Raw genomic sequence first — 23,534 nt, forward strand, 5'->3', positions numbered from 1 at the left:
CATGCAGAGCCCGCTTTTCGCCCACAACGACTCGCAGAACCAGGACCGCTGGAGCCTGCAGAACAAGCAGATGCTCCGCGTCACCCTGGAGGGTCACGACGACGTCCTCGCCCGCAAGGGCACCATGGTCGCCTACCAGGGACTCGTCGAGTTCGACGCCGAGTACCGCTCGAACGGCCAGGCACGCGCGCGTGCGCGCACCGGCGAGGGCCTGGACCTGATGCGCTGCCATGGGCAGGGCACCGTCCTCCTCGCCAACCTCGCCCAGTACGTGCACGTCATGGACGTCGAGCAGGACGGCCTGACGGTGGACAGCAGCTACGTCCTCGCCATGGACTCCTCGCTGCACCACGAGGTCATCGCCGTCGACAGCCTCTACGGCATCTCGGGGTCCGGGAAGTACCAGCTCAACATCACCGGCCGCGGCAAGGTGGCCCTGATGACCTCGGGCGCACCGCTGCTGATGCAGGTCACGCCCGACAAGTACGTCAACTGCGACGCGGACGCGATCGTCGCCTGGTCCACCGGCCTGCGGGTGCAGATGCAGGCCCAGACGCACTCCTCGGGTGTGTGGCGGCGGCGCGGCAGCACCGGTGAGGGCTGGGAGCTGAGCTTCATGGGCTCCGGGTTCGCGCTGGTGCAGCCCAGCGAGCTGCTGCCGCCGCAGAACGCCGAGATCGGCCAGGGCATCGCCGCGCAGTTCGGCATGGGCCAGCACGGCGCGCGTGGCCAGAACCAGGGCAACGTCTGGAGCTGACCCGGCACCGGTCCGTCACCGGAGCGGCACGAGGGGCGGCCGCCGTGGCGGCCGCCCCTCGTCGCCGAGCACCTCGGGCACCGCACGGTGCCCGGCCGCCGGTCAGAGCCTGGCGCGGGCCGCCTCCACCAGGCGCACGACGGACGCGTCGGCCACGCCGGCCACCTCGTCGTAGGCGAACCAGCGCAGGTCCAGCGACTCGTCGCTGATCGCCTCCACGGCACCGGACGGGGCGAGCGCCGCGTACTGGACGTCGAGATGCCAGGCGCAGGGCGTGTGGTGCCGGTCCAGGCGCACCGGGCCGCCGGGCAGCAGGGTCAGCCCCGCGACACCGGACTCCTCGGTCCCCTCGCGCAGCGCCGCGTCCGCGAGCGTGGCGTCGGACGGCTCGCAGTGGCCGCCCATCTGGAGCCACATCCGCAGCTTGCGGTGCAGGGTGAGCAGCACCCGGCCGCGCTCCGGGTCGATCACCAGTGCGCTCGCCGTGACGTGCCCGTCCCCGCACGCCTTCCACATGCCGTCCGGATGCGCGTCGAGGTGGTCCAGGTAGACCTGCCGCAGCTCCTCCTGGTCCCCGTACCCCTTGAGCACGAGGACCGCGTCGTCATGCAGGCTCACTCGGTGCCGTCGCCCTTCGCCTCGCCGCCGTTCTCGGCCTCGCCCGCGGCCTCGTCGTCGGTCTTCTTCCGCAGGTCGGGCTTGCCGGCCGCCTCGCCGAGCATCTTGTCGAGCTCGGAGAAGTCCATCTGCTCGCGGTGCACGAAGCCGTCCGGGTCGTCCAGGTCGGTGGCCGTCGGCAGCATGTCCGGGTGGTGCCACAGGGCGTCGCGGCCGTCGACCCCGCGCGCGTCCGTGAGCGAGGCCCACAGCCGGGAGGCGTCACGCAGCCGGCGCGGGCGCAGCTCGAGACCGATCAGGGTGGCGAACGTCTGCTCCGCCGGACCGCCGGTGGCGCGGCGCCTGCGCAGCGTCTCGCGCAGGGCGTCGGCGGACGACAGACGCGGCTTCGCGGCCGCGTGGACCACCGCGTCCACCCAGCCCTCGACGAGCGCCAGAGCGGTCTCCAGCCGGGCCAGGGCCGCCTTCTGCTCGGGCGTGTCCTCCGGCTGGAACATGCCCTGCTGAAGGGCGTCCTGCAGTTGCTCCGGGTTCTGCGGGTCGAACTGGCCGACCACGTCCTCCAGCTTGGCCGTGTCGACCTTGATCCCGCGCGCGTACCCGTCGACCGCGCCGAACAGGTGCGAGCGCAGCCACGGCACGTGCGTGAACAGACGCTGGTGGGCGGCCTCGCGCAGCGCCAGGTAGAGCCGCACCTCGTCCTGCGCGACGCTCAGGTCCCTGCCGAACGCCTCCACGTTGGCCGGCAGCAGCGCGGCCTTGCCGGACGGTCCCAGCGGCAGGCCGATGTCGGTGGAGCCGACGACCTCGCCCGCGAGCACGCCGACGGCCTGCCCGATCTGGGTGCCGAACATGGCGCCGCCCATGGAGCGCATCATGCCGATCAGCGGGCCCGCCATGGCCTGCATCTCCTCCGGCAGGACGTCGCCCATGGCCGCGCCGACCCGCTCGGCGACCGGGTCGACCAGCTCCTGCCAGGCGGGCAGGGTGGCCTCGACCCACTCCGCGCGGGACCAGGCCACGGCCGTGCCGGCGCCCGACGGCAGGGACGTAGCGTCGTCCAGCCACAGGTCGGCCAGGCGGACGGCCTCCTGGACGGCGGAGCGCTCGGAGGCGCCGACGCTCGCGTCCTTCACGCCGTCCGGCGTGCCCTGGGCGACGGTCTGGCGGGCGATCTGCTTGGCCATGTCCCAGTTCACCGGGCCGCCCTCGTAGGAGAGCATCTGGCCCAGCTGCTGGAACGCGGCACCCAGGTCGGTGGGGTTCAGGGAGCCGAACATCGCTGCGAGCGGATTGTCGGCGCCGGGACCGCCAAAGCCTCCGGCTCCGGGGAGCCCGAAACCGAACGGGTTGGCCGGTCCCTGCCCACCACCGCTCTCCTGGTCCTTCTTCTTGCCCTCGTCGCCGTCTTCCGGCTCCTCCGGCGGAAGGCCGAATCCGAATGGGGTGTCACTCACGGGGTTCCTCGGCTGGTAAGGCCACCGGTCTCTCTCCGGCGGCGCGGCTGCCCGACAACACCACCCAGCGTAGACACCCGGACCCGATCGGGCCTCGGTGCTTCGTCCTGTGAAGGCCTGCGGCAGGATGGATGCACCTGGTACGTGCGCGTCACTCGGCGCCCGTACTGAAGACAACCGCTGGAGACGCCCGGTGAGTTCCCCAGATCCGCAGGTTCGCGCAGCGCGAAACCCGTCAACCACTCCCGCCGTGCGCGGACCCGTCGTCGCGGTCACCGGCGCCGCCCGCGGGGTGGGCGCGCTGCTCACCGAGCGGCTCGCGGCCTCGGAGGACATCAAGCAGGTCATCGCCATCGACGAGCGGCGCGGGGAGTGCGAGTCCGCCCAGTGGCACATCCTCGACGTGCGGGACCCGGCGATCGCGGACAAGCTGCGCGGCGCCGACGTCGTGGTGCACCTGGCGCTCGACCTGGATCTCGGCAGCGACACGGCAGCGCGCACCGCGTACAACGTCCGGGGGACGCAGACCGTGCTGACCGCGGCGGCGGCCGCCGGGGTGCACCGGGTGGTGCTGTGCACGTCCGCGATGGTCTACGGGGCGCTGCCGGACAACGAGCTGCCGCTGTCGGAGGACGCGGAGCTGCGGGCCACGGCCGAGGCCACCGGGGTCGGGGACCTGCTGGAGATCGAGCGGCTCGCCCGCCGCGCGCCGCGCGCGCACCCGGGGCTCAACGTCACCGTGGTGCGGCCCGCCGTGCTGGTGGGCGGCACGGACACCGCGCTCACCCGCTACTTCGAGTCGCCCCGGCTGCTCGTGGTGGCCGGGTCGCGGCCCGCCTGGCAGTTCTGCCACGTCGAGGACCTGTGCGGGGCCCTGGAGTACGCCGTCGTCGAGAAGGTGGAAGGCGAGCTGGCCGTCGGCTGTGACGGATGGCTGGAGCAGGAGGAGGTCGAGGAGCTGAGCGGGATCCGGCGGATGGAGCTGCCGTCCGCGGTCGCGCTCGGCGCCGCCGCCCGGCTGCACCGCATCGGCCTCACCCCCTCCCCGGCCGGGGACCTCGCCTACACGATGTACCCGTGGGTGGTCAGCGGGAGCCGGCTGCACGACGCCGGGTGGCGGCCGCGGTGGACCAACGAGGAGGTCCTCGCGGAACTGCTGGAGGAGGTCGCCGGGCGGCACACGGTGGCCGGGCGCCGGCTGGGCCGCAAGGACGCGACGGCGGCCGGTGCCGCGGGCGCCACGGTGGCCCTGCTGGGCGCGGCCGCCGTGGTCCGGAGGGCCCGCAAGGCCCGTCGTCGCTGAGCCGGCCACCGGGGCCGGCGGGGCCGGCCCCACGCGGCCCCGGCCGGCCCTCGTAGGAGCGTCCAAACGCCACCGCGCGCGTGCCTGGTGAAAGTCGTATTCCGGCGTGTCGAGGGGATGCGGCACGATGGGGGCATGGCATCCACGCACGATCACCCCGGTGAGCAGGTCGCCCCGGACCCCGTCAAGCTGATCGCCGTCCGGGAGACCGCGCTGTCCGTGGACGAGGTGTTCCGGGCCGTCGGCGACGACGCCGCCGGCGGCATCGCGCTGTTCGTGGGCACCGTCCGCAACCACGACGGCGGCGCCGACGTCGACGCGCTCGGGTACTCCTGCCACCCCAGCGCCGAGGACGAGATGCGGCGGGTCGCCGAGAAGGTCGTCGCCGAGTACCCGGTGCGCGCCCTGGCCGCGGTCCACCGGGTGGGAGACCTCAAGGTGGGGGACCTCGCCGTCGTCGTGGCCGTCTCCTGCCCGCACCGCGCGGAGGCCTTCGAGGCCTGCCGCCGGCTGATCGACGACGTCAAGCACGAGGTGCCCATCTGGAAGCACCAGACGTTCTCCGACGGCACGGAGGAGTGGGTGGGCGCCTGCTGACCCCGGCCGCGCCCGCCGGTCCCGGGCGCACCCCTGTTCACGTTGGGCCCTCCGGGTACTGCGGTTGCGTAACCGCACCCCTCACGTGAGCGTTGTCAGAGCGGGTGGTTAATCTGCTGATCACTCAGTTGCGGACGCTCATGGGGTAGGGAGGTCGGCATGGCGGCACTCGCCTGGTTGCTGATTCCGTTTGTCGCCGCGGTCTGTGCCGGACTGTGGGGCAGTTGGGCCAACCGCACACGCAAGGCACGCAGCGACGGCCCCGAACTCGACGGGTACGCGCGGTTCCGCGAGGCCATGGAGAAGTCCCACACGGGTGCGCGCGGCGCCTGACAGGGGTGCCCTGACGGTGCGCTGACAGGGCCGTCCCGTAGTGTCGTTGCATGCCACGCCGCACCGCGACGATGCTCGCCTCCACCCTGATGCTGATCGCGCTCCTGTGCGCGGGAGTGCTCATCCCCGTGCCGTACTCGGAGATGTCCCCGGGGCCGACCGTGAACACGCTCGGGGACCACCAGGGCGAGCCGGTGCTGCAGATCACCGGGCACAGGACGTACCCGACCGACGGCCACCTCAACATGACGACCGTCCGGGTCACCAGCGCCGACTTCCGGATGAACCTGGTGGAGGCCGTCTACGGCTGGCTGGCGCACGACAGCAAGATCGTCCCGCACGACACGCTCTACCCGGACGGCAAGACGGAGGAGCAGTCCAGCCAGGAGAACGCCGAGGAGTTCAGCCAGTCCCAGGAGAGCGCCAAGGTCGCCGCGCTGAAGGAACTGGGCGTCCCGGTGAAGTCCTGGGTGATCGTCTCCACCGTCGTCAAGGGCTCCCCGGCCGAGGGCCGGCTGCACGCCGGTGACGTGATCAAGGCCGTGGACGGCACCGCGGTCAAGCAGCCCTCCGACGTCGCCAAGCTCGTCACCCGGCACAAGCCCGGGCAGAAGGTCGTCTTCACCGTCGTCCCCGCCAAGGACCAGGCCGCCGCCGAGAAGGCCCACCGGACGGCGACCCGCACCCAGGACGTCACCATCACCACGGCGACCTCCGACGACAGCGGCGCCAAGCGGGCCATCGTCGGGATCTCCGCCGGGACCGACCACACCTTCCCGTTCACCATCGACATCAAGCTCGCCGACGTCGGCGGGCCCAGCGCCGGCCTGATGTTCGCGCTCGGCGTCTACGACAAGCTCACCCCCGGCAGTCTCACCGGCGGCAAGTTCGTCGCCGGCACCGGCACCATCGACGACAGCGGCAACGTCGGTCCGATCGGCGGCATCGAGATGAAGACCGTCGGCGCGCGCGACAAGGGGGCCCAGTACTTCCTGACCCCCGCCGACAACTGCGCGGCCGCCGCCAAGGACACCCCGGGCGGGCTCACCCTGGTCAAGGTCAGGACCATCCGGGACGCCCTCGGCGCCCTGAAGGACATCCGCGACGGCGACACCGCCGCACTGCCGAAGTGCACCACCGGCGGCTGACCCCGCGGTCCCGGTACACGGCTGGGGGCGCCCCTGACGAACGGGGCGCCCCCAGTGCCGTACGGGCGGAGCGGATCAGTCCTCGAACGTGACGGACAGCGCCTGGGCCAGACCCGGCACCAGGTCGGGGCCGGTCAGGACCTCCGTCGGGGAGTCCTTCTCGCGCAGCCGCAGCGCCGAGTCACGGGTGCCGTCGCGCAGCACCGCGACCGTCATGCGGACCTCCTGGCGCTCGGGGTGCTCGGCGACCCACCTGGCCAGCTTGGCCTCGCTCAGCCCCTGCGGGACCTGGGCCTCGGCCGACGGGGGCAGCATCAGCCGCTCCACCGTGAGGGCGCACCCGACCACCGCGTCCGGCCAGGCGATGGTGCCGAGGAACTCGTCGAGCGGCCTGTCCGTTGGAACCTCGTCCTGCTCGATCGGGGTGAGACCGGTGGTCTCGGGCTCGTCCTGCAGGCCGAGCTGGGCCGCGAGGGCAGGTTCCTGGGCCCGCAGCCGTGCGGTGTCTACGAGGGCGAAAAGGCGAGCGGGCTGGTCCCAGCCGAGGCCGGAGGCGTACTCGTCGATCTCGAGTACGGCCCGGGTGAGCGGGCTCGCCGCCATGGGAGTGTTGGACATGGTCACAATCCTGCCTCGTTCCCGGCCGGAATCGGGAACCGGCTAAACCGTGAGTAAGTTGCATAGGTGTGGGCCCGCGATCACCGGGCTACACGGGGGGCCCGCGAACACGGGGGCCTGACGTATCGACAGCGAACTTCGAGGTGCGCACCTTGGCTTTCCAGATGCCGGACCGCGGCGGAGGCCCGACGGGGCCGCGGATCAGAGCGGGACGCCCGTCCCGGCGGGCCCGGACCCTGCTCATGACACTGGGCGTCCTCGCCGTCCTCGGCATGGCGTTCACCATGTTCGCGGGCTTCTGGACGGACTGGCTGTGGTACCGGTCGGTGCACTACTCGTCGGTGTTCACCACCACGCTGTGGACGAAGATCGGGCTTTTCTTCGTCTTCGGCCTGCTCATGGCCGTCGCGGTGGGCTTCAACATCTGGCTCGCGCACCGGCTGCGGCCCCCGCTGAGCGCCATGTCCCTGGAACAGCAGAGCCTGGACCGCTACCGGATGGGCATCGCGCCCTACAAGACGTGGCTGCTGCTCGCCGTCACCGCCCTCGTCGGGCTGATCGCGGGCGCCTCGGCGGCCGGCCAGTGGCGCACCTGGCTGCTGTGGGTCAACGGCGTGCCCTTCCACCAGAAGGACCCGCAGTTCCACCTCGACGTCGCCTTCTACGCGTTCGACCTGCCCTGGTACCGGTTCCTGCTGGGCTTCGGCTTCGCCGCCGCGATCCTCTGCCTGATCGCCGCCGCGCTCACCCACTACCTGTACGGCGGGCTGCGCGTCACCAGCCCGGGCGCGCGGGCCACGGCCGCCGCGACCGGGCACCTGTCGGTGCTCCTCGGCGTCTTCGTGGCGCTGAAGGCGGTCGCCTACTGGCTCGACCGCTACGGACTCGCCGTCAAGTCCAGCGACTTCAAGGCCACCGACAACTGGACCGGCCTGCGCTACGTCGACGCCAACGCCTATCTGCCCGCCAAGACCATCCTGTTCTGCATCGCCGTCATCTGCGCGCTGCTGTTCTTCGCCACCCTGTGGCGGCGCACCTGGCAGCTCCCGGTCATCGGCTTCGGCCTGATGGTCCTCTCGGCGATCCTGATCGGCGGCCTGTACCCGGCCATCGTGCAGAAGTTCCAGGTGCAGCCGAACGAGCAGGCCAAGGAAGCCCCGTACGTCCAGAAGAACCTCAAGGCGACGCGTGACGCGTACGGCATCGACGACACCAAGGTCAACGAGTACGCGGGCAAGTCCACCACGCCGGACAAGACCGTGCTGCGCGACCAGGTCGACGACACCGCCAGCCTGCGCATCCTCGACCCGAACATCGTCTCCCCGACGTTCCAGCAGCTCCAGCAGATCCGGAACTACTACGGGTTCCCGACCAACCTCGACGTCGACCGGTACCCCAAGAACGGCAAGGACCAGGACACCGTCATCGGTCTGCGCGAGCTGAACCTGGACGGCATCCCGAAGAACAACTGGATCAACGACCACTTCCGCTACACCCACGGCTACGGCGTGGTGGCCGCCAAGGGCACCGAGGCCGACTCCGAGGGCAGGCCGGTCTTCACCGAGAAGAACCTGCCGTCCACCGGCGACCTCGGCTCCTACCAGCAGCAGATCTACTACGGCGAGAAGACCACCACGTACTCGATCGTCGGCGGCCCCCAGAAGGAGGTCGACTACTCCGACGACGAGGGTGAGAAGACCACCAGCTACACCGGCAACAGCGGCGTCAACCTCGACAACCCGGTCAACCGGGCCGCGTACGCGGTGGCGTTCAACGAGCCGCAGATCCTCTACTCCGGTGCCATCGGCAAGGGGTCGCGGATCCTGTACAACCGCACGCCCAAGGACCGGGTCGAGGCGGTCGCCCCCTGGCTGACCATCGACGGCGACGCCTACCCGGCCGTCGTCGACCACCGCATCCAGTGGATCGTCGACGCGTACACGACCAGCAACGGATACCCGTACGCCTCCCGCACCACCCTCGGTGACACCACGGCCGACTCGCTGACCGCCACCAACAACTCCCGTGCGGTGGTGGCCCAGCAGAACCAGGTCAACTACATCCGCAACTCGGTCAAGGCGACCGTCGACGCGTACACCGGCGAGGTCAAGCTCTACCAGTGGGACACCAGGGACCCGGTGCTGAAGACCTGGATGAAGGCCTTCCCCGGCACGGTGAAGCCCCGCGCGGACATCTCCGGCGACCTGATGGCCCACCTGCGGTACCCGCAGGACCTGTTCAAGGTCCAGCGCGAACTGCTCACCCGGTACCACGTGACCGACGCGCAGACCTTCCTCAGCGGCAGCGAGGTGTGGGAGGTGCCCGACGATCCCACCAACGACTCCGGCAGTGCGGTGCCGCCGTACTACCTGAGTATGAAGATGCCGGACCAGAGCGCCCAGGCGTTCTCACTGACGACGACGTTCACACCGAACGGGCGGGACAACCTCAGCGCGTTCATGGCCGTCGACTCCGACCCGCGCGCCGCCGACTACGGCAAGATCAGAATACTGAAGCTGCCGACCAGCACGACGGTCGACGGACCCAAACAGGTGCAGAGCCAGTTCAACTCCGAGTCGGACATCGCCGAGACCATCAGCCTGCTCAGCCGCGGGCACTCGAAGGTCGAGTACGGCAATCTGCTGACCGTGCCCCTCGACGGGGGACTGCTGTACGCGGAGCCCGTCTACGTCCGCGGCGGCTCCCTCAAGTACCCGTTGCTGCGCAAGGTCCTGGTCACCTACGAGGGCCGGACCGCGTTCAAGGACACCCTGGGCGAGGCGCTCGACGAGGTGTTCGGGGTGAAGACCTCGACACCGCCGGACACCGGCACCACCAACCCGCCGGACACGGCCAACCCGACCGTCCGGCAGGCGCTGCAGGACGCCCAGAAGGCCATCGACGCCGGCAAGGAGGCGCTGAAACAGCCGCAGGGACCCGACTGGGACGCCTGGGCCAAGGCCCAGAAGGACCTGGAGGCCGCGCTGAAGCGGGCCGAGGACGCGCAGACCAAGGCGGACAAGGCGGACAAGGCGGACAAGACGAACGGCGGCCACAAGAGCTGATCAATCCCCGTCCCGCGCCGTGATACGGTTGAGTCACAACGGCGCGGGGTGGAGCAGCTCGGTAGCTCGCTGGGCTCATAACCCAGAGGTCGCAGGTTCAAATCCTGTCCCCGCTACTGAAAACGAAGGCCCGGATTCCTTACAGGGATCCGGGCCTTCGTGATGTGCGAACTCATGTGCAGGGAGGGCGTGCCGTCGCGCCGCGGTGGGGAGTTGGGCGGTCTGTGTTTGACTTGTCTCTCTGTGGGCATGTCGACAAAACGCTGAAGTGACCTCACGGGCTGCGGTATACCGGGTGTACCCAGGTTGCAGGTGGTGCGACGATGGACGTTATGGGGGACAAGGCAACTCTGTTCGAGACAGGGCGATTTGTGCAGCCCCCGGGTGAGGAGCCGGCCCGGGACGAGACGAACGACATGGGGGAGGACGCCGAGGAGGTCCGCCTGCGGCTGGCCGCGGAGTCCGGCGAGAACGAGGCGATGAGCGTCCTCGGCGCCATGCTGCTGCGCCGCGGCGACCTCGACGGCGCCGAACCCCTGCTGCGTGCCGCCACCGCGGCCGGGGACCGGGCCGCCGCCAACAACCTGGGCGTCCTGCTGCACCAGCGCGGCTACGCCGAGGAGGCCGCCGGCTGGTGGCGGATCGCGGCCGTCGCCGGCTCCGCCGCCGCCGCGCACGCGCTGGGCCGGCACCACCGCGAACGCGGCGACGAGCCCGCCGCCGAGTACTGGCTGCGCCAGTCCGCCGAGCAGGGCCACGCGCTGGGCGCCTACGCGCTCGCCGACCTGCTGGAGCACCGCGGCGACGCCGGAGCCGGGCACTGGATGCGGGCCGCCGCCGAACGCGGGCACCGCGAGGCCGCCTACCGGATGGCGCGCGCACTCGACCGCAGGGCCGGTCACGAGGACGGGGCCACGGGTGACAACGCTGTCGAGGAGGTCGAGCAGTGGTACCGGCAGGCCGCCGCGCGCGGCCACCGGCGGGCCGCGCTGCACCTCGGCGCGATCCTGGAGAAGCGCGGGGAGCTGAAGGAGGCCGGCCGCTGGTACCTGACCTCCGCCAAGGACGGCGAGCCGCGGGCCGCCTGCGCGCTCGGCTTCCTGCTGCGCGACGCCGGGGACACCGACAGCGCGGCCGTGTGGTGGCTCAGGGCCGCCCAGGACGGCGACGGCAACGCGGCCAACGCGCTCGGCGCGCTGCACGCCGAACGCGGGGAGACGCAGACCGCCGAGCGCTGGTACCGGGCCGCGCTCGACGCCGGTGACGACAACGGGGCGTACAACCTGGGGCTGCTCTGCGCCGAGCAGGGGCGGACCGCCCAGGCCGAGCAGTGGTACCGGCGGGCCGCCTACGCCGGTCACCGGGAGGCGGCCAACGCGCTCGCCATCCTGCTGCTCCAGGGCGGCGACACCGCGGGGGCCGAACCGTGGTTCTCCAAGGCGGCCGAGGCCGGCAGCGTGGACGCGGCGTTCAACCTCGGCATCCTGCACGCCGGCCGGGGAGAGGACCGGGCCGCTCTGCGGTGGTACGAGCAGGCGGCCGCGGCCGGGCACACCGAGGCCGCGCTGCAGGTCGGGATCGCCCGGCTGCGCGAGGGCGACGAACAGCAGGCCGAACGGCATCTGCGGTGCGCGGCCGGAGGCGGCAGCGCCGAGGGCGCGTACCGTCTCGCCACCGTGCTGGACGCGCGGCGGCCGCCGGAGCCCGCGCACGAGCTGGGCGAGACCGTGCACGAGAAGACCGAGTGCGAGGAGTGGTACGAGCGGGCGGCCACCCAGGGGCACCGCCGGGCTCAGGTGCGGGTCGGCATGCTGGCCGCGGCCCGGGGTGACGTGGTCGAGGCGGCCCGCTGGTACAAGACGGCGGCCGAGGCAGGCTCCCGAAACGGGGCGTTCAACCTGGGGCTGCTGCTGGCGCGCGAGGGCAGCGAGCCGGAAGCGGCCGTGTGGTGGGCGCGGGCGGCCGACGCGGGCCACGGGCGGGCGGCGCTGCGGCTGGCCCTCGTCTACGCGCGTCGGGGCGAGCTGGCCGAGGGGCAGAAGTGGGCCGCCCGGGCGGTGGAGCTGGGGCCGGCCGAGGTCGCCGAGCGCGCGGGGCGGCTGCGCGACGCCCTGCGGGAGGAGCTGTCGGCGTGACCGCGGGTGACCTGGGACACGCGCCGCCGAATGGATTTGCCTCCCCGCACCTCCCTCACGTAATGTCGTGTTCACCGACGCGGGGTGGAGCAGCTCGGTAGCTCGCTGGGCTCATAACCCAGAGGTCGCAGGTTCAAATCCTGTCCCCGCTACTGAAGGCCGAGGGCCGGAATCCAGAAATGGATTCCGGCCCTCGGTGCGTTCCGGGCGTGGCCGGCCGAAGCGCGGCGGGCAGGGACGCAAAAAAGAGGGGGGCTCTCGCCCCCCTCGGCCTCTGAGAAGGCGGTCAGGCGCCCGCGCAGGACGGGCACAGCCCGCGGTACGTCACCTCGACGTCCGACACCCTGAAGCCGAAGCGCTCCGTGTCGGGGAGGTCGGCGAGCGGATTGCCGTTCGGGTGCACGTCGCGGATCGCGCCGCATCCGGCGCAGACCAGGTGGTGGTGCGGCCGGTGCGCGTTCGGGTCGTACCGCTTGGCGCGCTTGTCGGTGCTGACCTCGAGCACCTCGCCGAGGGTGACCAGCTCGCCCAGCGTGTTGTAGACGGTCGCCCGGGAGATCTCCGGCAGCTTCGCGACGGCACGGGCGTGCACCTCGTCGGCCGTCAGATGGACGTGCTCGCCGTCGAGAACCTCGGCCACCACGCGCCGCTGTGCGGTCATCCGCCATCCGCGTCCGCGCAGCCGTTCCAGAAGGTCGCTCATGCTCACAGCGTAACAGCAGGAAGACCAGAACCCGAATAGGTGTGACTTTGGAACATTATTTGATTTGGACTTAGTCCAATGTAGGATCGAGCCTGACTTTGAACGACCCACAGGACAGGTCGGCGATGACGCAGGAGGCGCACGTGACGCAGGGACCCCTCACCACGGAGGCCGGTGCCCCGGTGGCGGACAACCAGAACAGCGAGACCGCGGGGGTCGGCGGCCCGGTGCTCGTGCAGGACCAGCTGCTCCTGGAGAAGCTGGCCCACTTCAACCGTGAGCGCATCCCGGAGCGGGTCGTGCACGCGCGCGGCGCCGGGGCCTACGGCACCTTCACCGTGACCGCCGACGTCACCCCGTACACCCGCGCCGCGTTCCTCTCCGAGGTCGGCAAGGAGACCGAGGTCTTCCTGCGCTTCTCGACCGTCGCCGGCAACCTGGGCGCGGCGGACGCCGTCCGCGACCCGCGCGGCTTCTCGCTGAAGTTCTACACCGAGGAGGGCAACTACGACCTCGTCGGCAACAACACCCCGGTCTTCTTCATCCGCGACGCGATCAAGTTCCCGGACTTCATCCACACCCAGAAGCGCGACCCCTACACCGGCTCCACGGAGGCCGACAACGTGTGGGACTTCTGGTCCCTGTCGCCGGAGTCGACCCACCAGGTGACCTGGCTGTTCGGCGACCGCGGCATCCCCGCGTCCTACCGGCACATGGACGGCTTCGGCTCGCACACCTTCCAGTGGAACAACGCGGCGGGCGAGGCGTTCTGGGTCAAGTACCACTTCAAGACCGACCAGGGGATCCGGAACCTCACCGCCGAGGAGGCGGACGTCCTCGCGGGCAAGGACCCCGACTCGCACCAGCGCGACCTGCGCGAGGCGATCGAGCGGGGCGAGTTCCCGAGCTGGACCGTGGGCGTGCAGATCATGCCGGTGGCGGACGCGGCGACGTACCGCTTCAACCCGTTCGACCTGACCAAGGTGTGGCCGCACGCGGACTACCCGGTCGTCGAGATCGGCCGGCTGGAGCTGAACCGCAACCCGCGCAACATCTTCGCCGAGGTCGAGCAGTCGGTCTTCAGCCCCGCGCACTTCGTGCCCGGCATCGGGCCGTCGCCCGACAAGATGCTCCAGGGCCGCCTCTTCGCCTACGGCGACGCGCACCGCTACCGCGTCGGCATCAACGCCGACCATCTGCCGGTGAACCGCCCGCACGCCACCGAGGCGCGCACCAACTCCCGTGACGGCTTCCTCTACGACGGCCGGCACGGCGGCGCGAAGAACTACGAGCCGAACAGCTTCGGCGGGCCCGCCCAGACGGACCGCGCGCTGTGGCAGCCCACGGCCGTCACCGGTGCCACGGGCACCCACCCGACCCCGGCGCACGCCGAGGACGACGACTTCGTGCAGGCGGGCGACCTCTACCGCCTGATGCGCGAGGACGAGAAGGAGCGGCTGGTCGCCAACCTGGCCGGCGCGATCGCGGGCGTGAGCCGCGACGACATCGCCGAGCGCGCGATCGGGAACTTCGCCCGCGCCGACGCGGACTTCGGCAAGCGGCTCGATGCGGCCGTGCGCGAGCTGCGCGGCTGAGGCGGTGCCGCCGGGGCGGGGCCGGACCCACGGGGTCCGGCCCCGCCCCTGGTGCGTGCGCGTGCGCTCAGAGGGCGGGTGCCGGCTCCCGGGCCGGGACCCAGCAGCGGATGATGTCGCGGACCGAGACGATGCCCGCCACCTCGCCGCGGTCCAGGACGACCAGGTGCCGGAAGCCGCCGTGGGTCATGGCGCGGGCCGCCTCCTCCAGCGTCCAGGTCGGGGCGGCGAAGACGACCTCGGTGGTGGTGTGGGCGTGGGTGCGCTCGGTGTCCGGGTTCTGGCCGAGACCCACGGAGTTGAGGACGTCGCGTTCGGTGAGGATGCCGATGCCGCCGGCGTCGGGGTCCAGGACCACGGCGGCGCCGACGCGGCGGGCGGACATCAGGGCCGCGGCCTGGCGGAGTGAGTGGGCGGGGCCGACGGTGAGGATCACCGTGCTCATGGCGTCACGGACGAGCATGGGAAGGGCCACCTCCTAGGGAATCCCGGGAAAGTTCAGGGATTCACAAGTTCACAAGTGGGGGTGGCTTCAGAGTGGCAGGTAAAAGGCGAGTCAACAAGGGGGCGTGCGAGGCCTGTTGAGGGCGTGCGTGGGTTTCCCCTGGGGCTGGCGAGCGCTGATCGCCCAGGAGTTGCATCACACTTTCGGCCTACTAGAGTGGAAACATCCCCGATCAGCGTATTTGGGAGACCTCATGCTGCAGCGAAGGACTGTCAGGAGGGCCGCCGCCCTCAGCTCCGCTCTGGTGGCGGCCGGTGTCGCCCTCATGCCGTTGAGCGCTCAGCCGGCGTTCGCGTCGACTCCCGCAACGCACGTGAGCACGGCAGCGGTTGCGCCGACGCAGAACCATTACCGGGAAGGGTTCCGGCAAGGGTTCCGCGACGGCTTCTCCGACGCGCGTTCCGACTGCGACCGCGACGGTTACGGCTCCAACTACTCCAGCGGCCACGACTCCTCGTGGGCGCGCGGGTACGTGGAGGGCTACAACCAGGGCTACAGCTCGGCGTACCACCGGTACTGCAGCTGAGCCGGGTCCGGCCCCGCGACCGAGGCCGCGTCGGCACGGCCTGCGGGCACCGTCAGTGACGCTGGGCGAGGTACCCCAGCAGCTCGTCGTGCAGCAGGCCGTTGGACGCGGCCGCGTCGCCGCTGTGGGGGCCCGGTCGGCCGTCGAGGCCGGTGAAGGTGCCGCCCGCCTCGGTCACGATGATCGCGTTGGCGGCCATGTCCCACAGGGACAGCTCGGGTTCGGCGCACAGGTCCACCGATCCCTCGGCGACCATCATGTACGGCCAGAAGTCGCCGTACGCGCGCGTGCGCCACACCTCACGGGTGAGCTCGAGGAACCCGTCCAGCCGGCCCTGCTCCTCCCAGCCGGAGAGCGAGGAGTACGCGAAGGAGGCGTCCGCCAGCCTGCCGACGCGGGAGACGTGGATGCGCCCCGCCGAGGTCAGACTCCGGCCGCTGTACGCGCCGTGGCCCTTGGCGGCCCACCAGCGCCGGCCGAGCGCGGGCGCGGACACCAGGCCGACGACGGGCTGGTATCCGTCCTCGCCCGCCTCCATCAGCGAGATGAGCGTCGCCCACACGGGCACACCGCGTACGTAGTTCTTGGTGCCGTCGATCGGGTCGACCACCCAGCGGCGGGGGCCGGTGCCCTCGATGCCGTACTCCTCGCCGAGGACCGCGTCCCGGGGGCGGGCGCGCTGGAGCTGGCCGCGGATGAGTTCCTCCGCCGCCTTGTCCGCCTCGCTCACCGGCGTCATGTCCGGCTTCGTCTCCACCTTCAGGTCGAGGGCCTTGAAACGGGCCATGGTGGCGGCGTCGGCGGCATCCGCGAGGACATGGGCGAGGCGAAGATCGTCAAGGTAGTCCTGCATGTGACGAACGGTATCCGCCGGGACGAGCGCGGGGCTACAGGGGGCCCGCCCGCCCGGAGGCCCGCCCCGCCGAACGTCCCTGCGGAGCGTGGGTGACGGCGGGGCCGGGCCCCGCCGGCGCGCCGGGCGTGTTCCGTGGCGCGCGAGCGGGCGGACCGCGCCCGCGCGAGCGCGGCACCGCCGGGCAGGGGGTGCGAACGCCCGTTCGTACCCCCGCGGACCCTTGACAGTGCATGGAGGCGCGTCAAATCTGGGCGCAGTGTCGCTCGCCCCAGGGAGGCGAAGATGCCTGCAGCCCGGGAATCGCTGTTGGACGCCGCTTACACGGCGCTCGCCCGGCGGCCGTGGTCGGCGGTGCGGATGGTCGACGTCGCGGCGGCGGCGGGGGTGTCCCGGCAGACGCTGTACAACGAGTTCGGGAGCAAGGAAGGGCTGGCCAGAGCGCTGGTGCGGCGCGAGGCCGACGGCTATCTCGCCGGGGTGGAGCGGGCGCTGGCCGCGCACACCGACCCGCGGGACCGGCTGACCGCGACCGCCGAGTGGATGGCGTCGGCCGCCCGGGACAACGCACTGGTGCGGGCCATGCTCACCGGCTGCTGGAGCGAGCGGCTGCCCGCGCCGCCCCTCTCCGCCGTGCCGTCCGCTTCCGCCGTGCCCGCGCAGCGCCGGGCGGACGGGCCGCTGCCCACGCCCGGCGACTTCGTGCGGCTCGTGCGGGACCGGGCGGTGACCGTCCTGGGCGGCGCGGCGGGCGGGCACGCCGACGGCTCCGAGCTGAACCGCTCCTGCGAACTGGTCGTACGGCTCGCGCTGTCCTGCGTGGCGGCGCCGCCGGGCGAGGGCGGGATGGCCGCGCTGGTGCGCGGCGCGCTCCCCGGGCAGCCGGTCTGACACCCGACTCGGCCCGCACGGAACGAAGTTGGCGGACCCTCAGTGGGCGGAGCCCGACAACTGCAGGCCGATCACGCCGATGATGACGAGCGAGATCGACACGATCTTCAGGGTGGACACCAGGTCACCGAGGAAGACCATGCCGTAGATCGCGGTGCCCGCCGCGCCGATCCCGGTCCACACGGCGTACGCGGGGCCGACGTCCAGTTTCTTCAACGAGAGCGTCAGCAGACCGAAGCTGCCCAGTGCGAAGGAGGCGAAGGCGATCGTCGGCCACAGCCGGGTGAACCCGTGGGAGAGCTTGAGGCACACGGCGAAGCCCGTCTCCAGAAAGCCGGCGACGATGACCAGCAGCCACGGCATGTACGGTCCTCCCGTAGGTCCTGATCTCCGGCTCGGTGCGATTATGCACTTACCGGCGGCGGGCCCCGGCAAACAACGCGAAGCTCAGTCGCCCTCCCTGCGCTCCCGCGTGGCCAGCAGCCGGCGCAGGGAGTACAGCCGCGCCGGGTCCGCGTGCCCCTCCTCGACCCAGGCGTCCAGCGCGCAGTCCGGCTCGTCGTGACTGCACGCGCGCGGGCAGCCCTCCGTGCCCGGCTCCAGGTCCGGGAAGGCGTGGATCACGCGGGAGGGGTCGATGTGCGCCAGGCCGAAGGAGCGCACGCCCGGGGTGTCGACGACCCAGCCCTCCGCCGCGCCGAGCGGCAGCGCGAGCGCCGACGTCGTGGTGTGGCGGCCGCGTCCGGTCACCGCGTTCACATGCCCCGTGACCCGGCGGCGCTCCTTGGGGACCAGCGCGTTGACCAGGGTCGTCTTGCCCACGCCCGAGTGCCCCACGAAGGCGGTGATCTTGCCGTCCAGGTGTGCGCGCACCCGGTCCGCCGCGTCGCCGTTCTCCAGCTCCTCGCGGCTGGTGACGACGTACGGGATGTCGAGGGCGCCGTACAGCTCCAGCAGCTTGTCCGGCGGGGCCAGGTCGGACTTGGTCATCACCAGCAGCGGCTCCAGGCCGCCGTCGAAGGCGGCGACCAGACAGCGGTCGATCAGACGCGGGCGCGGCTCGGGGTCGGCGAGCGCGGTGACGATCGCCAACTGGTCGGCGTTGGCGACGACGACCCGCTCGTAGGGGTCGTCGTCATCGGCGGTACGGCGCAGCAGCGACGCGCGCTCCTCGATGCGCACGATCCGCGCGAGGGTGTCCTTCTTGCCGGACAGGTCACCGACCAGGGCCACCCGGTCGCCCACGACGGCCGCCTTGCGGCCCAGTTCGCGGGCCTTCATCGCCATGACCGTACGGTCGCCGACCAGGCAGGTCAGCCGGCCGCGGTCGACGGTGAGGACCATGCCCTCGGCCGCGTCCTCGTGTTTGGGCCGGATGTGGGTGCGCGGCCGGTTGCCCTTGCGGTTGGGCCGGGTGCGGATGTCGTCCTCGTCGGTGTGCTTGCCGTAGCGGCGCATGATCCCAGTCCGCCCGTCAGTTCCCCAGCATCCCGGTCCACAGTTCGGGGAAGTCGGGCAAGGTCTTCGCCGTCGTCGCCACGTTCTCGATCCGCACACCCTCGACCGCCAGGCCGATGATCGCACCGGCGGTCGCCATGCGGTGGTCCTCGTAGGTGTGGAACACCCCGCCGTGCAGCGGGCGCGGGCGGATGTGCAGGCCGTCGGCCGTCTCGGTGACGTCACCGCCCAGCTCGTTGATCTCCTTGGTCAGCGCGGCCAGCCGGTCCGTCTCGTGCAGCCGCAGGTGCGCCACGCCCCGCAGCGTCGAGGGGGAGTCCGCGAGCGCGGCGACCGCCGCGACACCCGGCGTCAGCTCACCGACGTCACCGAGGTCGACGTCGATGCCGTGGACCGCGCCCGAGCCGGTGAACACGAGCCCGAACTCGGTCAGTTCGCAGGAACCGCCCATCTCGGTGAAGATCTCCCGCAGCCGGTCACCCGGCTGGGTGGTGCGCTCCGGCCAGTCCGGGATCAGCACCTTGCCGCCGGTGACCAGGGCCGCGGCCAGGAACGGCTGGGCGTTCGACAGGTCGGGCTCGATCGTCAGGTCCCGGCCCAGCAGGGCGCCCGGGGTCACCCGCCACACGTTCGGCTCGCCGCCCGACTCCGGGGTGTCCACCTGGGCACCGACCGCGCGCAGCATGTCCACGGTCATCCGGATGTGCGGCATCGAGGGCAGGGTCGCGCCGGTGTGGCGGACCTCCACGCCCTGGTTGAAGCGGGGGCCCGACAGCAGCAGCGCCGAGACGAACTGGGAGGACGAGGAGGCGTCGATCGAGACCGGCCCGCCGTCCAGCGCCCCGACGCCGTGCACGGTCAGCGGCAGCGCGCCCCGGCCGTCGTCGTCGATCCGGGCGCCGAGCACGCGCAGCGCGTCGATCACCCCGTGCAGCGGCCGCTCGTAGGACCGCGGGTCCCCGTCGAACCGGATGGGGCCGTCGGCCAGCGCGGCCACCGGAGGCAGGAAGCGCATCACCGTGCCGGCGTTGCCGACGTCCACGGTGGCCGGGCCGTGCAGGCCGGTGGGCAGCACCCGCCAGGCCTCGCCGGAACCGTCCGGGCCCACCCCCTCCTCGATCTCCACGCCCATGGCCCGCAGGGCGCCGGCCATCAGCAGCGTGTCGCGGGAGCGCAGCGGGCGGCGCAGCCAGCCGGGCTCGGAGGCGAGGGCGGCCAGCACGAGGGCGCGGTTGGTGACCGACTTGGACCCCGGCACGTGGACCGTGGCGTCGACGGCTCCGCTCGCGTGCGGGGCGGGCCAGAGGGCGGGGTGGGCGGTGTTCGGGGCCATGAGGCCACTTTATAAGCAGGGCCCGGTCTCAACCTTCCAGCAGCCAGCGGCCGCCACCGATCAGTGAGCACAGGGACACCGCGTGGAACAGGAACAGCCACAGCCCCGCCGGGACGTGCGTCAGCCGGGAGAGCTGGTCCGCGTCCGAGTCCCCGGCGCCGCCCCGCGACCGCTTGGACTGGAGCTCGAACGGCGGCCGCACGCCCCCGAGGAGGAGGAACCACACCACCGCGTAGGCGAAGGCGGCCTGCACCTGCGGGCCGGTCAGCCAGGACACCAGCAGGAAGGCGCCTCCGGCCAGGACCACGGTCAGCACCCCGTACGCGTTGCGGATCATCACCAGCATCGCGACCAGCAGCGCGGTGGCCGCCCACAGCAGCAGCGTGACGCGGCCCGCGGCCAGCAGCGCGGCCCCGCCGAGGCCCAGCAGCGAGGGGGCGGTGTAGCCCGCGGCCGCCGTGAGGATCATGCCCAGCCCGTACGGCTTGCCCCTGCTGACCGTCAGACCGCTGGTGTCGGAGTGCAGGCGTATGCCCGTGAGCTGCCGGCCGGTGAGCAGCGCGACCAGGCCGTGGCCGCCCTCGTGGGCGATGGTCACGGCGTTGCGCGCGAGCCGCCACACCGGGTGCCAGACCACCACGGCGAGCGCGGCGACCAGTGTGGCGAGCACCACCCACAGGTCGGGGTCGGGCTGGGTGCCGGTCAGCCGGTCCCAGAGGTCGGGCAGCGCGGTGGCGGCGAGGCTGTCCATAGGTCCGAGTGGCTCCCTGTGCTCGGTTCGGTGCGCGTCTTGAGAAGGGCGGCGCGCGAGGTCGTCGCCTGAAGGTGGTGGTCGGGGGACGGGTGGGCCTGGCAGTGTGGCACGTATGTGCGGACGGTATGCATCCAGTCGTAGGCCGGAGGATCTCGCGGGCGTCTTCGGGATCGAGAAGTGGGAGCCCGAGGAGGCCCTGGAAGCGGACTTCAACGTGGCCCCGACCAAGGAGGTCTACGCCGTTCTCGACCGTCCGGTGAAAGACGCGGACAGCCCGCGTCCGGTTCGCCAGCTGCGCCGGCTCAAGTGGGGCCTGGTGCCCTCCTGGGCCAAGACGCCCGAGGGCGGCGCCCGGATGATCAACGCGCGCGCGGAGACCGTGCACGAGAAGCCCTCCTACCGCCGCGCCTTCGCCGCCCGGCGCTGCATCGTGCCCGCCGACGGCTACTACGAGTGGGTCACCGGCAGGCAGGAGCGGGAGCTTGAGGAGGAGGGCCGCAGGAAGCGGCCCCGCAAGCAGCCCTACTTCGTGCTGCCCGCCGACGGCTCGGTGTTCGCGATGGCCGGTCTCTACGAGTTCTGGCGGGACCGCACCCTGCCCGACGACCACCCGGGCGCCTGGTGGGTCACCTGCTCGGTGATCACCACCGAGGCGGAGAAGACCCCGCTGGCGGTGGCCCCCGCCGAGGGCCCGCACACCCTCGCCGAGATCCACCCCCGGATGCCGCTGATGCTCACCCCGGACCGCTGGGACGCCTGGCTCGACCCCGCCCGCACCGACCCGGACGACCTGCGCGGACTGCTGTCCCCGCCCCCGCCCGGCCTGATGCGCGCCTACCCGGTCGGCACCGCCGTCAGCAACGTCCGCAACAACGGACCGGAGCTGCTGAAGGAGCTGGAGGCACCGGAGGAGGGCACACTCTTCTGACGTGACCACCACCGAGATCATCGCCACGGACGCCGGAGACGCCCGCATCACCTGGCACCCGGCGCAGCGGCCACGGCTGGTGCTGGCCCTCGGCCACGGCGCCGGCGGCGGCGTCGAGGCACGGGACCTCCAGGCACTCGCCCGGGTGCTGCCCGGGCACGGAGTGAGCGTGGCCCTCGCCGAACAGCCCTGGCGGGTGGCCGGGAAGAAGCTCGCGCCCGCACCGAAGACCCTGGACACCGGCTGGCGCGGGATCTGGCCCGCGCTCACCCGGCCCGGCCTGCCGGTGGTCTCCGGCGGGCGCAGCGCCGGCGCCCGGGTCGCCTGCCGCACCGCCGCCGAACTCGGCGCGCACGCCGTGCTGGCGCTGAGCTTCCCGCTGCACCCGCCGGGCCGGCCGGAGAAGTCGCGGGCCGACGAGCTGCTGGGCGCCGGGGTGCCCACGCTGGTCGTCCAGGGCGGCGCCGACCCCTTCGGCAGGCCGGCGGAGTTCCCCGAGGGCGACCACGAACTGGTCGAGGTGCCCCACGGCGATCACGGGTTCGCCGTGCCCAGACGCGCCGCCGTCACCCAGGAGGAGGCGCTCGACGTCCTCACCGCCGCCGTCCTGACGTGGACCCGTTCACTCGGCTGAACCCCGGGAATGCGGGGCGGCGGAGCACTGTTGTGGCGGACAGAAGTGCTGGGGAACCGGCACCGAAGTCCTAGGAGAGGAAGTCCGCCGCATGGGTTCGACCATCTGCCCGAGCCGCAGCAGCCGCACTGACCTGGACTGGACGGTGCTGCACGCGGCCAAGACCACCCCTATTCGAGGGGCGGCAGGCACGGGTGGTGTTCTATCCTCCGAAACGAGTGGGATCGGTTTCGGTCCTGCCCGGGATCTTGAGGAGGTGGGTCCGGTCACCGGTACCGACGCAGGGACCGACAACGGCCAGGCGGAGCAGCCCGAGGGCCGGGGCGACAGCGCTGAGTCGACCGCGGAGCGCAGTGCGCGCTTCGAGCGGGACGCGCTCGAATTCCTCGACCAGATGTACTCGGCCGCGCTGCGTATGACGCGCAACCCGGCCGACGCCGAGGACCTGGTGCAGGAGACCTACGCGAAGGCGTACGCGTCCTTCCACCAGTTCCGCGAGGGCACCAACCTGAAGGCCTGGCTGTACCGGATCCTCACCAACACCTTCATCAACTCGTACCGCAAGAAGCAGCGCGAGCCGCAGCGCAGCGCGGCCGAGGAGATCGAGGACTGGCAGCTCGCCCGTGCCGAGTCGCACATGTCGACCGGTTTGCGCTCCGCCGAGTCGCAGGCGCTCGACCACCTGCCGGACTCCGACGTGAAGGAAGCGCTGCAGGCGATCCCCGAGGAGTTCCGCATCGCCGTCTATCTCGCGGACGTAGAGGGCTTTGCGTACAAGGAGATCGCGGACATCATGGGGACACCCATCGGTACGGTGATGTCCCGGCTGCACCGGGGCCGCCGTCAACTGCGCGGCATGCTCGAGGACTACGCCCGTGAGCGTGGGCTGGTCCCGGCCGGCGCCGGAGAGTCGAACGAAGCGAAAGGCTCGGGCTCATGAGCTGCGGAGAGCCGCACGAGACGGACTGCAGTGAGGTCCTCGACCACCTGTACGAGTTCCTCGACAGCGAGATGCCGGACGTCGATCGCGACAAGTTCCAGCACCACTTCGAGGAATGCTCCCCGTGCCTGGAGAAGTACGGCCTGGAGCAGGCCGTGAAGAAGCTGGTCAAGCGGTGCTGCGGACATGACGACGTGCCCGCGGACCTGCGCGCCAAGGTCATGGGGCGGATCGACCTGATCCGCTCCGGGCACACCGTGCCCGAGCACGACGTGACCGCCGCTCCGCAGGAGCGCTGAGCGCCGCGGCGGAGCCGCCGCCCCGCCGCGACCCCTCATCACTCGAACGTGCTAATCCTCGGGGCATGGTCCCCCGCACCCCCC

General features: G+C 71.8%; 24 protein-coding genes and 2 tRNA genes. 16 read left to right on the top strand and 10 right to left on the bottom strand.

Translation table 11 applies throughout. The features are described 5' to 3' along the window. The first annotated feature begins 1 nt into the window (after position 1). Positions 2–757, top strand: coding sequence for an AIM24 family protein (locus B446_RS24565; RefSeq protein WP_020942135.1), 756 nt, complete (start codon positions 2–4; stop codon positions 755–757). Between the two features lie 102 nt (positions 758–859). On the opposite strand, the gene B446_RS24570 is transcribed toward B446_RS24565, so the two are convergent. Both B446_RS24570 and B446_RS24575 read right to left on the bottom strand, forming a co-directional pair. Next, complete coding sequence (locus B446_RS24570; RefSeq protein WP_020942136.1) at positions 860–1,375, bottom strand: NUDIX hydrolase; 516 nt, start codon at positions 1,373–1,375, stop codon at positions 860–862. Continuing rightward, positions 1,372–2,832: a zinc-dependent metalloprotease gene (locus tag B446_RS24575; RefSeq protein ID WP_020942137.1), complete on the bottom strand. Its 1,461-nt coding sequence runs from the start codon at positions 2,830–2,832 to the stop codon at positions 1,372–1,374. The genes B446_RS24570 and B446_RS24575 overlap by 4 nt, the downstream gene beginning before the upstream one ends. 193 nt (positions 2,833–3,025) lie before the next feature. Here B446_RS24575 and B446_RS24580 point away from each other — a divergent pair, with 193 nt between their 5' ends. The 4 genes from B446_RS24580 (at position 3,026) to B446_RS24590 (ending at position 6,213) form a co-directional block, all read left to right on the top strand. Beyond that, a complete protein-coding gene (locus tag B446_RS24580) occupies positions 3,026–4,135 on the top strand; it encodes an SDR family oxidoreductase (RefSeq protein WP_043476393.1) in 1,110 nt (369 codons plus the stop codon). A 135-nt stretch (positions 4,136–4,270) separates the two neighbouring features. Then, complete coding sequence (locus B446_RS24585) at positions 4,271–4,732, top strand: molybdenum cofactor biosynthesis protein MoaE (RefSeq protein ID WP_020942139.1); 462 nt, start codon at positions 4,271–4,273, stop codon at positions 4,730–4,732. Positions 4,733–4,891: 159 nt separating this feature from the next. After that, complete coding sequence (locus B446_RS39745) at positions 4,892–5,065, top strand: hypothetical protein (protein WP_020942140.1); 174 nt, start codon at positions 4,892–4,894, stop codon at positions 5,063–5,065. Positions 5,066–5,115: 50 nt separating this feature from the next. Next, complete coding sequence (locus B446_RS24590) at positions 5,116–6,213, top strand: PDZ domain-containing protein (protein ID WP_020942141.1); 1,098 nt, start codon at positions 5,116–5,118, stop codon at positions 6,211–6,213. Between the two features lie 75 nt (positions 6,214–6,288). Here B446_RS24590 and B446_RS24595 read toward each other — a convergent pair whose 3' ends face one another. Continuing rightward, positions 6,289–6,831, bottom strand: a complete 543-nt coding sequence (locus tag B446_RS24595) for a PPA1309 family protein (RefSeq protein ID WP_043476395.1) — start codon at positions 6,829–6,831, stop codon at positions 6,289–6,291. 164 nt (positions 6,832–6,995) lie between these two features. On the opposite strand from B446_RS24595, the gene B446_RS24600 reads away from it, so the two are divergent. The 4 genes from B446_RS24600 (at position 6,996) to B446_RS24615 (ending at position 12,183) form a co-directional block, all read left to right on the top strand. After that, positions 6,996–9,896 (top strand): UPF0182 family protein, encoded by a 2,901-nt coding sequence (locus B446_RS24600; protein WP_234967645.1) that lies wholly within the window; start codon positions 6,996–6,998, stop codon positions 9,894–9,896. Between the two features lie 42 nt (positions 9,897–9,938). Then, positions 9,939–10,012 (top strand) — tRNA-Met (locus tag B446_RS24605). A 207-nt stretch (positions 10,013–10,219) separates the two neighbouring features. Beyond that, positions 10,220–12,031, top strand: a complete 1,812-nt coding sequence (locus B446_RS24610; protein WP_193384493.1) for a tetratricopeptide repeat protein — start codon at positions 10,220–10,222, stop codon at positions 12,029–12,031. A 78-nt stretch (positions 12,032–12,109) separates the two neighbouring features. After that, positions 12,110–12,183 (top strand) — tRNA-Met (locus tag B446_RS24615). 134 nt (positions 12,184–12,317) lie between these two features. Here the strand turns inward: B446_RS24615 and B446_RS24620 are convergent. Then, positions 12,318–12,734 carry a Fur family transcriptional regulator gene (locus B446_RS24620; RefSeq protein WP_020942144.1) on the bottom strand — a complete coding sequence of 139 codons (417 nt, stop codon included), beginning with the start codon at positions 12,732–12,734 and terminating at the stop codon, positions 12,318–12,320. Between the two features lie 143 nt (positions 12,735–12,877). Here B446_RS24620 and B446_RS24625 point away from each other — a divergent pair, with 143 nt between their 5' ends. Then, on the top strand, positions 12,878–14,329 hold the full coding sequence (locus B446_RS24625; RefSeq protein WP_020942145.1) for a catalase: 1,452 nt from the start codon (positions 12,878–12,880) through the stop codon (positions 14,327–14,329). 67 nt (positions 14,330–14,396) lie between these two features. Here B446_RS24625 and B446_RS24630 read toward each other — a convergent pair whose 3' ends face one another. Beyond that, on the bottom strand, positions 14,397–14,792 hold the full coding sequence (locus B446_RS24630) for a cyclic nucleotide-binding/CBS domain-containing protein (protein ID WP_020942146.1): 396 nt from the start codon (positions 14,790–14,792) through the stop codon (positions 14,397–14,399). Between the two features lie 355 nt (positions 14,793–15,147). Here B446_RS24630 and B446_RS39010 point away from each other — a divergent pair, with 355 nt between their 5' ends. Next, the gene (locus B446_RS39010; RefSeq protein ID WP_148305745.1) at positions 15,148–15,360 is read left to right on the top strand and encodes a hypothetical protein; all 213 of its coding nucleotides are present in this window, start codon (positions 15,148–15,150) and stop codon (positions 15,358–15,360) included. A gap of 52 nt (positions 15,361–15,412) precedes the next feature. Here the strand turns inward: B446_RS39010 and hisN are convergent, their stop codons facing one another. Next, positions 15,413–16,213, bottom strand: coding sequence for a histidinol-phosphatase (gene hisN / locus B446_RS24640; protein WP_020942148.1), 801 nt, complete (start codon positions 16,211–16,213; stop codon positions 15,413–15,415). A gap of 285 nt (positions 16,214–16,498) precedes the next feature. On the opposite strand from hisN, the gene B446_RS24645 reads away from it, so the two are divergent. Further along, on the top strand, positions 16,499–17,104 hold the full coding sequence (locus tag B446_RS24645; protein WP_043476405.1) for a TetR/AcrR family transcriptional regulator: 606 nt from the start codon (positions 16,499–16,501) through the stop codon (positions 17,102–17,104). Between the two features lie 39 nt (positions 17,105–17,143). On the opposite strand, the gene B446_RS24650 is transcribed toward B446_RS24645, so the two are convergent. The 4 genes from B446_RS24650 to B446_RS24665 all read right to left on the bottom strand — a co-directional run bounded on the left by B446_RS24650 (position 17,144) and on the right by B446_RS24665 (position 20,646). Continuing rightward, positions 17,144–17,467, bottom strand: a complete 324-nt coding sequence (locus B446_RS24650; protein WP_020942150.1) for a DMT family transporter — start codon at positions 17,465–17,467, stop codon at positions 17,144–17,146. A gap of 84 nt (positions 17,468–17,551) precedes the next feature. After that, positions 17,552–18,562 (bottom strand): ribosome small subunit-dependent GTPase A, encoded by a 1,011-nt coding sequence (gene rsgA / locus B446_RS24655; RefSeq protein ID WP_020942151.1) that lies wholly within the window; start codon positions 18,560–18,562, stop codon positions 17,552–17,554. A gap of 16 nt (positions 18,563–18,578) precedes the next feature. Then, a complete protein-coding gene (gene aroA / locus B446_RS24660; RefSeq protein WP_020942152.1) occupies positions 18,579–19,895 on the bottom strand; it encodes a 3-phosphoshikimate 1-carboxyvinyltransferase in 1,317 nt (438 codons plus the stop codon). Positions 19,896–19,923: 28 nt separating this feature from the next. Further along, positions 19,924–20,646 carry a M50 family metallopeptidase gene (locus B446_RS24665; protein ID WP_020942153.1) on the bottom strand — a complete coding sequence of 241 codons (723 nt, stop codon included), beginning with the start codon at positions 20,644–20,646 and terminating at the stop codon, positions 19,924–19,926. A 115-nt stretch (positions 20,647–20,761) separates the two neighbouring features. Here B446_RS24665 and B446_RS24670 point away from each other — a divergent pair, with 115 nt between their 5' ends. The 4 genes from B446_RS24670 to rsrA all read left to right on the top strand — a co-directional run bounded on the left by B446_RS24670 (position 20,762) and on the right by rsrA (position 23,450). Next, positions 20,762–21,577: an SOS response-associated peptidase gene (locus B446_RS24670; protein WP_020942154.1), complete on the top strand. Its 816-nt coding sequence runs from the start codon at positions 20,762–20,764 to the stop codon at positions 21,575–21,577. Between the two features lies 1 nt (position 21,578). Further along, positions 21,579–22,211 carry an alpha/beta family hydrolase gene (locus B446_RS24675; RefSeq protein ID WP_020942155.1) on the top strand — a complete coding sequence of 211 codons (633 nt, stop codon included), beginning with the start codon at positions 21,579–21,581 and terminating at the stop codon, positions 22,209–22,211. A gap of 256 nt (positions 22,212–22,467) precedes the next feature. Continuing rightward, entirely contained in the window at positions 22,468–23,151 is a 684-nt protein-coding gene (gene sigR, locus B446_RS24680) for an RNA polymerase sigma factor SigR (RefSeq protein ID WP_020942156.1), read from the top strand. Then, complete coding sequence (rsrA, locus tag B446_RS24685; protein ID WP_020942157.1) at positions 23,148–23,450, top strand: mycothiol system anti-sigma-R factor; 303 nt, start codon at positions 23,148–23,150, stop codon at positions 23,448–23,450. The genes sigR and rsrA overlap by 4 nt, the downstream gene beginning before the upstream one ends. Positions 23,451–23,534: the final 84 nt, after the last annotated feature.

It is taken from the genome of Streptomyces collinus Tu 365, from assembly GCF_000444875.1.
Classification (GTDB): Bacteria; Actinomycetota; Actinomycetes; order Streptomycetales; family Streptomycetaceae; genus Streptomyces; species Streptomyces collinus_A.

Excerpts from the sequence above, each read along its gene's own strand:
- B446_RS24565 (WP_020942135.1), top strand. The coding sequence starts at position 2 with ATGCAGAGCCCGCTTTTCGCCCACAACGACTCGCAGAACCAGGACCGC.
- B446_RS24585 (WP_020942139.1), top strand. The coding sequence starts at position 4,271 with ATGGCATCCACGCACGATCACCCCGGTGAGCAGGTCGCCCCGGACCCC.
- B446_RS39745 (WP_020942140.1), top strand. The coding sequence starts at position 4,892 with ATGGCGGCACTCGCCTGGTTGCTGATTCCGTTTGTCGCCGCGGTCTGT.
- B446_RS24590 (WP_020942141.1), top strand. The coding sequence starts at position 5,116 with ATGCCACGCCGCACCGCGACGATGCTCGCCTCCACCCTGATGCTGATC.
- B446_RS24595 (WP_043476395.1), bottom strand. The coding sequence starts at position 6,831 with ATGTCCAACACTCCCATGGCGGCGAGCCCGCTCACCCGGGCCGTACTC.
- B446_RS24600 (WP_234967645.1), top strand. The coding sequence starts at position 6,996 with ATGCCGGACCGCGGCGGAGGCCCGACGGGGCCGCGGATCAGAGCGGGA.
- B446_RS24610 (WP_193384493.1), top strand. The coding sequence starts at position 10,220 with ATGGACGTTATGGGGGACAAGGCAACTCTGTTCGAGACAGGGCGATTT.
- B446_RS24620 (WP_020942144.1), bottom strand. The coding sequence starts at position 12,734 with ATGAGCGACCTTCTGGAACGGCTGCGCGGACGCGGATGGCGGATGACC.
- B446_RS24630 (WP_020942146.1), bottom strand. The coding sequence starts at position 14,792 with ATGCTCGTCCGTGACGCCATGAGCACGGTGATCCTCACCGTCGGCCCC.
- hisN (WP_020942148.1), bottom strand. The coding sequence starts at position 16,213 with ATGCAGGACTACCTTGACGATCTTCGCCTCGCCCATGTCCTCGCGGAT.
- B446_RS24645 (WP_043476405.1), top strand. The coding sequence starts at position 16,499 with ATGCCTGCAGCCCGGGAATCGCTGTTGGACGCCGCTTACACGGCGCTC.
- B446_RS24650 (WP_020942150.1), bottom strand. The coding sequence starts at position 17,467 with ATGCCGTGGCTGCTGGTCATCGTCGCCGGCTTTCTGGAGACGGGCTTC.
- rsgA (WP_020942151.1), bottom strand. The coding sequence starts at position 18,562 with ATGCGCCGCTACGGCAAGCACACCGACGAGGACGACATCCGCACCCGG.
- aroA (WP_020942152.1), bottom strand. The coding sequence starts at position 19,895 with ATGGCCCCGAACACCGCCCACCCCGCCCTCTGGCCCGCCCCGCACGCG.
- B446_RS24665 (WP_020942153.1), bottom strand. The coding sequence starts at position 20,646 with ATGGACAGCCTCGCCGCCACCGCGCTGCCCGACCTCTGGGACCGGCTG.
- B446_RS24670 (WP_020942154.1), top strand. The coding sequence starts at position 20,762 with ATGTGCGGACGGTATGCATCCAGTCGTAGGCCGGAGGATCTCGCGGGC.
- rsrA (WP_020942157.1), top strand. The coding sequence starts at position 23,148 with ATGAGCTGCGGAGAGCCGCACGAGACGGACTGCAGTGAGGTCCTCGAC.